We start from the raw sequence: 11,474 nt of genomic DNA on the forward strand, positions 1-11,474 counted from the left end.
GGGTACGGCAGCCGCCACCGGACAGCTGCTGACGCCGCAGCGGGCGGCCAGCTCGCGCAGCTCCGCCCACGGCCGCCGGAGCGTCGCCCCGTGGAGTTCGGGCGGCAGCGGGGCGACGGCGGTGGTGAAGCGCTCGGCGAAGGGCCGCCAGCCGCCGCGCACGGCGGCGCGGTCCACGCCCAACTGCTCCCAGAACGCGGCCCAGCCTTCCGCCGCCAGCGCCTCGATCTCGAACCAGACGCCGTCCGCGCTGCGGAAGGGCGGACCGCCGGGCGCGTCGGCGGGCGGGCCCGCGTCGCTCCCGGCGACGGCGAGATGGTGGGCCACCAGCGCCAGGGCGGCCCGGTCGACGCCGGTGGTCGAGACCGTGCGCCCGGCCGACCGGCCGCCGGCGTACAGCTGCGCCAGCAGGGCGGTGGTGGCGAGGACCCCGGCGGCGGTGGTGGCGACGTCGGGACGCAGGGATCTGGGCCGGCCGTGGCGGCGGCCGTGGACGTGCATGAGGCCGCAGACGGCCTGTGCCGAGGTCTCGTCGTGCACCGTCCCGGCGGGGAGGGCGTCGGCCCAGCGGACGATCACCCCGGGGACGATCACCCCGGGGGCGCGCCCCGCCCCGGCCGTCCGGACCCGGACTGCCGGGGCGGGGGCGTCCCCGGCGCCCTCCTCGCCGACGTCCTCTGCGCCGCCGCCCGGGTCGCCCGGCGCGGTGCGGACCGTCGCGCCCAGTCGCCGCAGGTGGTCGGTGACGACCCGGGCGGCGGTCCCGGTGCCCGTGACCGCGCACCGGCGCCCGGACAGCGGGGTGAGTACCTCGACCACGGGGTGGATCATGCGGTCCTGCCTCCGACGGGCGGCCACGGGCGGCGCCCGGTGGCGGGTGTCCCAGGTTCGGGCCGTGCACGGCCGATGTCACCGCGGGCCCTGCACGGCCATGTCACCGCGGAGCGCCCGCGCTGTCCATCCCCGACCGTGGGAAAGCCCGTCGCGGTCAACTGCCCGGCGCCCCCGTGCGCCCGGCGTTGCAGGGGCCTGCTTGTTCGCCTCGTCCTCGGCCTCCGCGCCGGGCGCGAACCTAGGGTGCTGCTGACCGGCGCGCCCGCCGCGGCGGGCGCCGGGCCCAGAGGAGGGGGAACCCCGTGGACGCACCGCACGAGACCCACAGCTGTCCGGTGTGCAGGGAGCCCTGGCTGGTGCTGGCGGACCCCACCGGGCTGCCGGACCGGATGGCGGAGCTGTCGGCGGCGGCGGAGCGGTTCGACGGGGAGGCCGCCTCGCGTCGGGCCGCCGACCCCGCGGTCGTGCCCCGCCCCGGCGCCCACCCGGGGGACGAACGCGACGAGCACGACGCCTTCTTCGGGGTGGCCCGCGCCACCGACCTCTCCGCCGGGGCGTTCCTGCTCGGGGGCGCGCACACCCACCACGTGCTCGCGGTCCACCGGGCGCGCTGCGGCTGCGGAGACCCCCGGGACCTCGACGTCCTGATGTCCGGCTGGCGCTGCCTGCGGGACCACGCGTCGGGTGCGACGGGGGTCGCGACCTGTCCCGACGACACCGCGGACGACGACGCCGACCTGGTGGACTGCCCGCGGCCCCACGAACACTGGCGGGTGGGTCACCAGGTGTTCTTCGTCCTCATCCAGGGGGTGGTGACCGGACTGCGCTGCTTTGTCTCCGCGACCGGGGCGGGTGACGCCCGGACGGCGTCGCGGGCGCTGGGGTTGGCGGCGGAGATGTGCCGCCACTCGGCGGTGGCCATGAAGTTCGCCGGCGGTCTGAGCCTGGCCGAGTACGAGCGGGAGGTACGCCCGTCGATGCTGCCGCCCGCCGTGAGGCCGGGGTTCAGCGGGTTCCAGACCCGTGACCATGCACTCCTGGTGCGGACGCTGCGCGCGACGCGACCCGCGCTGGCCTCGCTGGGGTTCCACCACCCGGCGGTGACGGCATTGGAGCGTGCGCTTCAACGGGTCTACGCGGCGCACCGGTTGGTCTGCTCCCGCTTCGACGGCACCCGGGTGCCCAGCCTGCTGATGGAGGCCACCGGCCCGGAGACCGCCCGGCGTGCCGGGGTGGAGGTGGTGGACGAACTGACCGAACGCCGGTTGGCACTGGTCCGAGAGGCCGCCGCACGCTCGGACCGGCGGTGACGGGTGGGAGGTACCGGCGGTTCGGCCCCGGCGCCGCCTGGTCCGGGCCGCCGCGGGCCGGTCCGGCCCGCGGCGGAGCGCCGGCTCGGCTCGGCTGCCGGGAGGTCAGAGGAAGTACTGGACGGTCCGGGTGGCACGCTCCGCGGCGCGGCGCGAGAGCGGCCGGGACTGCCACCGGTCCCGGTCCACGAGGAGGCTGTGTCCGCGGTCGCGCTCGAAGTCGCTGTCCAGCGCGGCTGTGACGTCGCGGTCGAGGACGGCCATCATGACCTCCTCGTCGTGGTCGAGCGACCGCCGGTTGAGGTTGGTCGACCCGACGAGCGACGCGACACCGTCGACCGTGACGATCTTGCAGTGCAGCATGGTGCGCTGGTACTCCAGGATCCGCACGCCGCACGCGAGCATCCGGTCGTAGTGGTAGCGGCCGGCGTGCCGGCTGATCTGCTTGTCCGTGTGGGGCCCGGGGACGAGCAGTTCGACCTCGACCCCGCGTGCCGCCGCCCCGCAGAGCAGGTCGACGAAGTAGTCGTCGGGCGAGAAGTAGGCGGTGGCGAGCCGCAGTCGGCTCTCCGCCGACTCGATGACCACACGCAGCAGCGTCTGCATGTCCTGCCAGCCGATGCTGGCAGAGCCGCGCACCACCTGCACGACCGCGCCGCCCGGCGCTTCCTGCTCGACGAACCGGTCGCGCTCGTCGAAGAGATCGGGGTGGCACTCGGCCCAGTTCTGCGCGAAGGCGGCGCAGATGCCGTCCACGGCGGGGCCGCGTACCTCGACGTGGGTGTCACGCCACTCGGTGGCGTCCCGGGCGTCGCCGCACCACTCCTCGGCGATGCCCACTCCCCCGGTGTAGGCGACGATCTCGTCGACGACCAGCACCTTCCGATGGCAGCGGTGGTTCTGCTTGAACGGCGAGAGCCGGACCGGGCGGCGGAACCACGTGACGCAGACCCCCGCCTCCTCCATGGCGTCCAGCAGCTCCCGTTCGATGTTGCGGCTGCCGAACCCGTCCAGCAGCAGCCGCACCCGCACCCCGGCGCGAGCGCGTTCGGCCAGCGCCTCGGCGAACTCGCGCGCGATGTCGCCCTGCCAGTAGACGAAGGTCATCAGGTCGATGGTGTGGCGGGCGCCGCGGACGGTGGCGAGCATCGCCGGGAAGATCTCGTCGCCGTTGCGCAGCACCCGCAGGGCGTTGCCCTCGGTCGCCGCGACCCCGATCAGCCGCTCCAGTCGCCGGCGGAGCCGCTGTGCGGCGTGGTCGGGCGAGCCGGCCGGAGCGGGAGCGGGGGTCGGGGAGGCCGGAACGGCGGGCGCGGTCATGGTGTGGTCGATCTCCTCGGCGGCACGGGGAACGGCCGGGCGGTCGCTCATCACCCGTCTGCCCGTTCGAACCGGATGCACTCCACAACCCCCGCTGCTCGTCCCACCCCTGGTGGGACGGACGCTCCCGGGAGACACGCCGCCACATCCGGGCGGGTGGGTGGCTGTGACACCTTGTGGGTACTCCGGGGAGCGGACAGGCCCTCCCCCGCCCCGTCGAAGGTTGTGACCATGGCGCGTTGGACCGCGAGCGACATCCCCCGGCTGACCGGCACCACGGCCGTGGTGACCGGGGCCAACAGCGGGATCGGCGCGGTGACCGCCCTGCTGCTCGCGCGGGCCGGGGCCCGGACGGTCCTGGCCTGCCGGAACCCGGCCCGCGCCGACGCGACCGTCGAGCGCGTCCGCCGCGCCGCGCCGGGTGCCGACGTCCGGTCGGTGGTGCTGGACCTGGCCGATCTGGCATCCGTGCGCGAGGCGGCGCCCGCACTCGCCGCCGCGGGCGGCGGGAGGCTGGAGCTGCTGGTCAACAACGCCGGGGTGATGGCCCTCCCGCTGCGCCGCACCGCGGACGGGTTCGAGATGCAGTTCGGGACCAACCACCTCGGGCACTTCGCACTGACCGGGCTGCTCGTCCCGGCGCTGGTCGCCGGGTCGGGCCGGGTGGTGAACGTCTCCTCGCTGGCCCATCGCATCGGGGGGCTGGACCTCACCGACCCCAACGCCGAGCACGGCGGCTACGACCGGTGGCGGGCCTACGGTGCCTCCAAGCTCGCGAACCTGCTCTTCACCGACGAGCTGGACCGGCGGGCCGCCGCGGCCGGGGCGCCGCTGACGGTGGCCGCGGCCCACCCGGGGCTGTCCTCGACCGAGCTGGGGCAGGCGGCACCGCTGATGGAGGGGCGGCGCGGCGTGGCGAGGCTGGAGCGCGCCACCCGCGTGTTCACCCAGCCGGCGGCGCGGGGAGCGCTTCCCGTGCTCCGTGCGGCGACCGATCCCGCCGTCGCGGGCGGCGAGTACTTCGGACCGGACGGCCCGCTGGAGGTCCGGGGGGTCGGCGCCGCGCGGGCACGCCGGTCGACGGCGGCGCGCGACCCGCTGACCGCTGCCGCGCTGTGGGAGACCTCGGTCACGCTGACCGGGGTCGACCCGGCGGCGGCGCTGACCGCCACGACCTGACACCCGCACCCCGGACGATGCGCCGGAACGGCCCCGGGGACCGGCCGTGGGCGTCGGCGCGGGCCCGTGACCGGCAGCGGACGACAGCGGGCGCGTGCCGCCGACCGCAGTCCGGGCGGGCGGTCAACCGGTGGCCACCATGCGGGCCCGGCACTCACAACCCGGACGAACGTGCGAGGATCGGCCATATGGTGGCGCTGAAAGAACTGCTCCCGCTCGACGCGATCCGACTGGACGTATCCGTCCCGAACTGGGCGAAGGCCGTACGGGCCTCCGGTGACCTGCTGGTCTCGACCGGCACGGCCACGGACGGCTACACGGCGGAGATGATCGCGAACGTGGCCGAGAACGGCCCCTACATCGTGCTGGCGCCGGGGTTCGCCTTCGCGCACGCCCGGCCCTCACCGGCCGTGCTGCGCACCGGCATGTCCTGGGTGCGCCTGGCCGAGCCCGTGGAGTTCGGGCACGAGGCCAACGACCCGGTGACCCTGGTGGTGGCGCTCGCGGCGACGGACGCGGGCTCGCACACCGACGCCATGGCGACCCTCGCCCGGCTGCTGGCGGACCCGGAGACCTCCCGGGCGCTGGCGGAGGCCCGGACCTCGGAGGACGTCTGGACCCTGGTCACGGGCGCGGAGCTGTCCGAGGCGCGTACCGGCGCCCCGGCCGCCGCCGCACCGGAGGCACCGGAGGCACCGGCGGCACCGGCGGCACCGGCGCCGGACGCGACCACCGGGGCACCGGCCCGCTCGGGGGGCGCAGACCGCCACACGATCCTGACGGTCTGCGGTAACGGCCTGGGCACCAGCCTGTTCCTGAAGAACACCCTGGAGCAGGTGCTGGAGCGCTGGGGATGGTCCTCCTTCGTCACCGTCGAGGCGACCGACACCATCTCCGCCAAGGGCAAGGCGTCCGAGGCGGCGGCCATCCTCACCTCCGGGGAGATCGCCCGCACCCTCGGCGACGTGGGCACCCCCGTCCGGGTCGTGGAGAACTTCACCGACACCGGCGAGGTCGACCGCGTCCTCCGGGAGACCTACGAGGTGTGAGCCCCGCGCGGGCCCCGGCCCGCGGGGTCCCGCACCCCCTCCCCGCCCCACCGGGCGCCGGGCACCACGCCGGCGCCCCACGCACCACCCCTGCGGCAGATACGGAAGACGTCCCCATGAACTGGCTCGTGTCCTTCGCCGAGTTCGTCGTCAACGAGATCCTCAGCGAACCGGCGTACCTCATCGGCCTGATCACCGCGGCCGGCCTCATCGCGCTCCGGCGCTCCACGGGCCAGATCCTCGGCGGCGCCATCAAGGCCACCCTCGGGTTCCTGCTGATCGGCGCCGGCGCCACGCTCGTCGTCGGCTCGCTCGCCCCGCTCGGCGAGATGATCCAGGGCGCCACCGGCGCCCACGGGGTCATCCCCACCAACGAGGCGATCGTCGGCATCGCCCAGGAGCAGTACGGCGCGCGGGTCGCCTGGCTGATGATCCTCGGCTTCGGTGTCAGCCTGCTGCTGGCGAGGTTCACCCCGCTGCGGTACGTGTTCCTCACCGGCCACCACATGCTGTTCATGGCGACGCTGCTCACCATCGTGCTCGCCACCGCGGGGCACACCTCGTGGGTCGTGGTGGTCGTCGGCGGCGTGCTGCTCGGCATCATGCTGGTCGCCATGCCCGCCTTCGCGCACCCGTGGACCAAGCGGATCACCGGCAACAACACGGTGGCCATCGGGCACTTCGGGACGGCGGGATACGTCGTCGCCGGCGCCACCGGGCAGCTGGTCGGGAAGAAGAGCCGCTCCACCGAGGACATGAACCTCCCCGAGGGGCTGCGGTTCCTGCGGGACTCCATGGTGGCCACCGCGCTGTCGATGCTGGTGATCTACCTGGCGATGGCGCTGCTGTTCCTGGGCCGCGCGGGCCAGGAGGAGGCGTTCGCCGCGTTCGCCGTCGACGGCGGCGAGCCCGCCGCGAACCTCGGCAACTACCTGATGCAGTCCGTGATGCAGGGCCTCCAGTTCGGCATCGCGGTCGCGGTGATCCTCTTCGGTGTCCGCACCATCCTCGGTGAGCTGGTGCCCGCGTTCCAGGGCATCGCCGAGCGGCTGGTGCCGGGCGCCGTGCCCTCGCTGGACGCGCCGATCGTCTTCCCGTACGCGCAGAACGCGGTGCTGGTGGGCTTCCTCTCCAGCTTCACCGGCGGCCTGGTCACCCTCGCGATGCTGTCGTGGGTGCTGGGCCCGGCCTTCGGGCTGGCCCTGGTGCTGCCCGGGCTCGTCCCCCACTTCTTCACCGGTGGCGCGGCCGGCGTCTACGGCAACGCGACCGGCGGGCGCCGCGGGGCGGTGCTCGGCGCGTTCCTCAACGGCGTGCTGATCACGATCCTGCCCGCGCTGCTGCTGAAGGTGCTGGGCGCCTTCGGCGAGGAGAACACCACGTTCGGCGACGCCGACTTCGGCTGGTTCGGCGTCCTCGTGGGCAACGCCGCCGAAGCGGGCGAGGTCGGCGGCATCGTGCTGATGGTGCTGCTGGGCGCGGCGATCCTCATCGGCGCGATCGTGATGCAGAAGAAGGTCGTCGACACCGGCTGGGACCCGGGTGCCCGCCGCGTGCCGCATGGCGCGAGCACAGCGCACCCCCGCGCCGCGCCTTCCCCCCAGCGAGCCCCTGCGGCCTGCGGTTCCGGGTAGCCCCCAGGGGTATCCCGGAAGTGACGCGCCACGGCAGGGGGGACCGTGGCGGCGTCCGCCGCACCGGGCGCGCCACCTCCCCCCGAACAGGATCGGACTCATGCAGCGGGAGGTCCCGAGATGACCGCAGCCTCGTACCTGACCGGCTCGGCGCTCGACGCCGACTTCCTCGACCGCCTGCCGGAGCTGATCTCGGCGGTCTCACCGCAGACCGCCGACCTGCCCGAGGCCGGCCGCACCTGGGTGGTGCACGGCAGCGCCCCGCTGGGGCAGGCACGGCCCGGCGGCGACATCGACGTCCTGCTGCTGCTCCCGGGGCCGCTGGACGCCCCCACCCCGCACCGCAGGATCGCCCGTCGGGGCCGTACCCCCGTCACCGTCCACGTCCTGACCTTCGGCGACCTCGCCGACGACGGCTCGGCGCGCCGGTTCGGGGGGTACTTCTCACTGCGGCTGTTCACGCCGTTCGTCGCGGACGGGGCCATACCCGTGCCCGCGCTGGCGATGGCGACCGCCCGGTTCCTCGGCCCGCTGGCGCGGGCGGTGACCGTCCGCGGTGTTCCCGGCCCGTGGAACAGCGACCAGGTACTCGCCCACGGGTACCTGGCCTTCCTCGACCTCTACCCGGACTACGCCGGCTACCTGGCCCGGTTGGCGGCGGACCGCGGCCGGTGGCGGGAGGTGTGGTCCCACCAACGGGACGTCTACGTGGAGGCGCTGCGACGCACCGGCCACACGGCGCCGGTGGCGGGTGGCGGGTGGCGCTACACCGGGCTGTCCCCGGTGACCGACCCGCTGCGTGAACGGGCCCGCTGCGTGGCCCGGTTCTGGGCGCTGGGCGCGACCTGCCACGGCGCCGACGCCGGTTTCCCCGACGCGTACTTCCGCTCCGTCGACGAGCGGGCGACCCGGCGCGAGCAGGCAGCCGCGGTCCTCCTCGTCCACGACATCGCCGCGAGTGGCCGCTGTCCGTGACCTGCCGGCCCAGCGACGGCCGGTGGGGCGCGGGGCGGGGCGGCCCGGTTCCCGCTCGGGGGCGCTCCCCGGCTGCCGGGGCGAAGTGGCGTGCACCGGGGCGCTCTTCGACTCCCCGACGGCCGGTCGCGTCACCGGGGCCGGTGCCGGGGCGTCGGCGTGCCGCCTCCCGTGCGCATCGGGCCGGAGGCTGCGGACGACCGGACACCCCGGGACTCGGCGAGCCGGCGGGGGCGGCGAGCCGCCGAGGTGGAGCCGGGGAGTCGACCGGTCACGATCGAGGACGGCGGGAGCGCCGGTACGAGTCCCCTCGGGAGTGCGCCGGGCGCGTCCCACACCCGATCGTGGATGACGCACGCCCTCCGATGGGTGGATATGCGGCATTTGGGGCGCTGGGGTTCGCAAGCCGGTTCTACGCTGGACTCAGCCGAGCTACCACCGGACGATGCGACGGGGGAGACATGGCAGCGCACAGCGACGACACCGCCCGGGAGGGCGGCACCCGGGACGAGGGGCCGTGGGGCAGCGGCGGGCAGCACCCCGTCGCGGAGCCGGAGAACGGCAGCGCTCCGGGGGACACCGGGGGCATCAACGTCTCCGCCCTCAGCGGCGCCATCAACGTCGGCAGCCAGAGCAACGTCTACATCGGGCACGACGTCTCGGCCGCCGCCGGACAGTCCCCGCCGCAGCCCGGGAGCGAGGGCCGCCGCAACCTGGCCGAGCAGCGGCAGCGCTTCTTCTTCGACTTCCTGGACCACTCGCTGCGGCAGGCGGAGTGGACCTTCCGGCTCAGCGTCTGGTTCATGTCCGGGGGCGCGGCGGTCCTGTTGGCGGGCGGCGTCCTGGCACTGGTCCACGCGCAGGCCGCCGATCTGAGCTACCTGCCGGTGGTGACCAGCCTGACGGGCACGCTGATCACGGTCGGCGGCGGAGCTCTCGCGGTTCAGGCGCGCCGGGCCCGCTCCCATGTGACGGAGCAGGCCGACCGGATGGACGTGAAGATCGACCTGGACCACAAGCTGGACATGGCCATCGCGTTGATCGAACGCGTCAACGACCCCGGTGCCCGCGACCGGTTGCACGCGGCGGCGGCCATCCGGGCGCTGGACATGCAGTCCAGCCCCGAGGTGATGGTGGACCGGCTGCTGCCGGGGCGGTCCGACCGCCGTCCGGAACTGGACGACGCCGGCGGCCCGTCGGGGTCGTGACCGGTCGGGGTCGTGACCGGTCGGCGGCCTGCCTGCGCCGGTCCACGCGACCGCCCAGGGACGGCCGGTGCGGGACGAGACCTCCGGACCGGACCGGTCGGGTCAGGTCGGGTCAGGTCAGGTCAGGTCAGGTCGGGTCAGGTCGGGGGTAGGCTGCCCGCAGCGTCGCGTGCCGGTGGCGGACCGCGTCAGGCATGGAGGCGCCGAACCGGAGAGACGGTCCACATGACCTTTTCCCCGTTCCTCACCCGTGAGTGAGGGAGAACGGACCAGGCTGATCGCCTGGAACAGGGAGATGCAGCGCGTCCACGGGCGGCTGCGCGAGGCGTTGCTGGTCGTGGAGGAGTCCCTCGACGACCACCGGCCCGGGACGACGTCCGGGGTACGCGACCTGCTGCTGTACTGCCGCGGGTTCTGCGGCGCGCTCAGCGGGCACCACCGCGCAGAGGACACCACGCTGTTCCCGGAACTGTCGGCACGTCATCCGGAGTTGCGGGAGACGCTCACCAAGCTGGCGCAGGACCACAGCATGATCGAGTACCTGCTGACCGGGTTCGAGCGAGCGGCACGCGACTCGGCCTCGGCCGCCGAGCTGTCCCGCCACCTGGCGGGTGTCTCGGCGGTGATGGAGACCCACTTCCGCTACGAGGAACGTCGACTGCTGGGCGTCCTGAGCGCACTGGAGCTGGATGCCGACCCCGGGGAGGTGTTCGGCCCCCTCTGAGCGCCGCACCGCGACCGCCGGTGCCGGGTACCCGAACCGCGGGGGCGGTTCGGGCACCGGGCACGGTGCGGCGGCGGCCGGTCAGCGGCGGCCGTACTTGCCCGACGGGCCGAAGAGCTCGATCTCGGCGATGGCCACCTGCTTGTCGGGGTCGGCGCCGTAGGCGGAGAGGATGATGAAGCGGATACTCCGGACCTCGTGGGCCCGGAAGGGCACCTGCTGAGGACCCGCGCCCTGGCTCAGCTCGATCTCCCGCGAGAACGACTTGCCGTCCACGGTCGTCACCAGCACCTCGATCCGACGCGGCTGGGCGGAGTTCTTCAGGTCCCGGGCGCGCGTCGACTCTCCGGGGGTGATGACCAGGTCCAGGACGCTGGTCGGCCGGTCGAAGTCGACCTGGAGCCACTCCCCCGCGCCGGAGTCCGACACCCCCGGACCCCACCAGCTGTCGCTGACCAGGTCGAAAGCGTGCTCCGGCGGGTTCCCCTCGTACGACCGGGAGGCGCCGACCTGGTCGTGGGTGACGGGTGTGCGGACGGCGAAGTGGTCCTTGGTGGCGCTGATCGCGGTCGGCAGCTTGAAGAGACCGATGACGATCAGCAGACCGATCCCGGCGATGGCGATCCAACGCACCAGATGGGCGTAGGTGCGACGGACCCGGGGGCGTTCCCCCGCCCAGTGCAGTCGCTTGTCGTCCCCGCCGAGCAGCCGCCGCCACCACGGGAGCGGGGCGGGCTCGTCGTCCCGGTCGACGGCGTCCAGATCCATGGCGCAGCGGGCGCAGTAGTGACGGTCGGGCCGGTTGGGGGTGCCGCACCAGCCGCAGGGGTCGCCGCCCTCGACGCCGGACTCCGCGCCCGGTCCCTTGCTCCGCAACGGCACCGACGAGGGCTTGCCGGGCAGCGCGGGCTGGACGCCCTCGTGGACCGGGGCGGGGGGTTCCGCCACCGGGACCAGGAGGTTGCGGGCGCGGTCGGCCATCTCCGGCGGCGGGGCGCCCTGTTCGGGCGGGGCCGCGGCCGACCGGGCGGGGTAGGAGCCGCTGTCCGGTCCGGGGCGGCGCACCGGGACCGTCGTCGCGGTGGTGGCGGGGTCGGACGCCGGGTCGGCCGGTGCGGTGGGTCGGCGCGGCGCCCCCGTGGTGCGGTGGACGCCGCTCTTGCCCAGCTGGACGCTGCCGGTGGCGGGTCGGCCGCTGCGGTCCGTGGCCGGGGCGGCCCGTCCGGCGGGCGGGTTCGCGG

10 protein-coding genes are annotated in these 11,474 nt (G+C 74.7%); 7 read left to right on the forward strand and 3 right to left on the reverse strand.

All coding sequences use genetic code 11. The annotated features are described in order from the left end of the window. Positions 1–831: CoA transferase (locus HCJ92_RS18070; RefSeq protein WP_209311282.1), on the reverse strand; the 831-nt coding region annotated here is incomplete at its 3' end. A 305-nt stretch (positions 832–1,136) separates the two neighbouring features. On the opposite strand from HCJ92_RS18070, the gene HCJ92_RS18075 reads away from it, so the two are divergent. After that, the gene (locus HCJ92_RS18075) at positions 1,137–2,144 is read left to right on the forward strand and encodes a hypothetical protein (RefSeq protein WP_167934658.1); all 1,008 of its coding nucleotides are present in this window, start codon (positions 1,137–1,139) and stop codon (positions 2,142–2,144) included. A 105-nt stretch (positions 2,145–2,249) separates the two neighbouring features. Here the strand turns inward: HCJ92_RS18075 and HCJ92_RS18080 are convergent, their stop codons facing one another. After that, positions 2,250–3,464, reverse strand: coding sequence for a phospholipase D-like domain-containing protein (locus HCJ92_RS18080; protein ID WP_167934665.1), 1,215 nt, complete (start codon positions 3,462–3,464; stop codon positions 2,250–2,252). Between the two features lie 231 nt (positions 3,465–3,695). Here HCJ92_RS18080 and HCJ92_RS18085 point away from each other — a divergent pair, with 231 nt between their 5' ends. The 6 genes from HCJ92_RS18085 to HCJ92_RS18110 all read left to right on the forward strand — a co-directional run bounded on the left by HCJ92_RS18085 (position 3,696) and on the right by HCJ92_RS18110 (position 10,233). Continuing rightward, positions 3,696–4,643, forward strand: coding sequence for an oxidoreductase (locus HCJ92_RS18085; protein ID WP_167934659.1), 948 nt, complete (start codon positions 3,696–3,698; stop codon positions 4,641–4,643). A 188-nt stretch (positions 4,644–4,831) separates the two neighbouring features. Further along, on the forward strand, positions 4,832–5,692 hold the full coding sequence (locus HCJ92_RS18090) for a PTS sugar transporter subunit IIAB (protein WP_167934660.1): 861 nt from the start codon (positions 4,832–4,834) through the stop codon (positions 5,690–5,692). A 116-nt stretch (positions 5,693–5,808) separates the two neighbouring features. Beyond that, positions 5,809–7,326, forward strand: a complete 1,518-nt coding sequence (locus tag HCJ92_RS18095; protein ID WP_167934661.1) for a PTS ascorbate transporter subunit IIC — start codon at positions 5,809–5,811, stop codon at positions 7,324–7,326. Between the two features lie 120 nt (positions 7,327–7,446). Next, positions 7,447–8,301 (forward strand): hypothetical protein, encoded by an 855-nt coding sequence (locus HCJ92_RS18100; protein ID WP_167934662.1) that lies wholly within the window; start codon positions 7,447–7,449, stop codon positions 8,299–8,301. Positions 8,302–8,762: 461 nt separating this feature from the next. Continuing rightward, positions 8,763–9,509, forward strand: a complete 747-nt coding sequence (locus HCJ92_RS18105; RefSeq protein WP_209311283.1) for a TRADD-N-associated membrane domain-containing protein — start codon at positions 8,763–8,765, stop codon at positions 9,507–9,509. Between the two features lie 250 nt (positions 9,510–9,759). Then, positions 9,760–10,233, forward strand: a complete 474-nt coding sequence (locus tag HCJ92_RS18110; protein ID WP_167934663.1) for a hemerythrin domain-containing protein — start codon at positions 9,760–9,762, stop codon at positions 10,231–10,233. Positions 10,234–10,314: 81 nt separating this feature from the next. On the opposite strand, the gene HCJ92_RS18115 is transcribed toward HCJ92_RS18110, so the two are convergent. After that, the coding region (locus HCJ92_RS18115) for a discoidin domain-containing protein (RefSeq protein ID WP_167934664.1) at positions 10,315–11,474 on the reverse strand (1,160 nt) is incomplete at its 5' end.

The organism is Streptomyces spiramenti, assembly GCF_012034385.1.
In the GTDB taxonomy this organism is placed as follows: Bacteria; Actinomycetota; Actinomycetes; order Streptomycetales; family Streptomycetaceae; genus Streptomyces; species Streptomyces spiramenti.

Excerpts from the sequence above, each read along its gene's own strand:
- HCJ92_RS18085 (WP_167934659.1), top strand. The coding sequence starts at position 3,696 with ATGGCGCGTTGGACCGCGAGCGACATCCCCCGGCTGACCGGCACCACG.
- HCJ92_RS18100 (WP_167934662.1), top strand. The coding sequence starts at position 7,447 with ATGACCGCAGCCTCGTACCTGACCGGCTCGGCGCTCGACGCCGACTTC.
- HCJ92_RS18095 (WP_167934661.1), top strand. The coding sequence starts at position 5,809 with ATGAACTGGCTCGTGTCCTTCGCCGAGTTCGTCGTCAACGAGATCCTC.
- HCJ92_RS18105 (WP_209311283.1), top strand. The coding sequence starts at position 8,763 with ATGGCAGCGCACAGCGACGACACCGCCCGGGAGGGCGGCACCCGGGAC.
- HCJ92_RS18090 (WP_167934660.1), top strand. The coding sequence starts at position 4,832 with ATGGTGGCGCTGAAAGAACTGCTCCCGCTCGACGCGATCCGACTGGAC.
- HCJ92_RS18080 (WP_167934665.1), bottom strand. The coding sequence starts at position 3,464 with ATGACCGCGCCCGCCGTTCCGGCCTCCCCGACCCCCGCTCCCGCTCCG.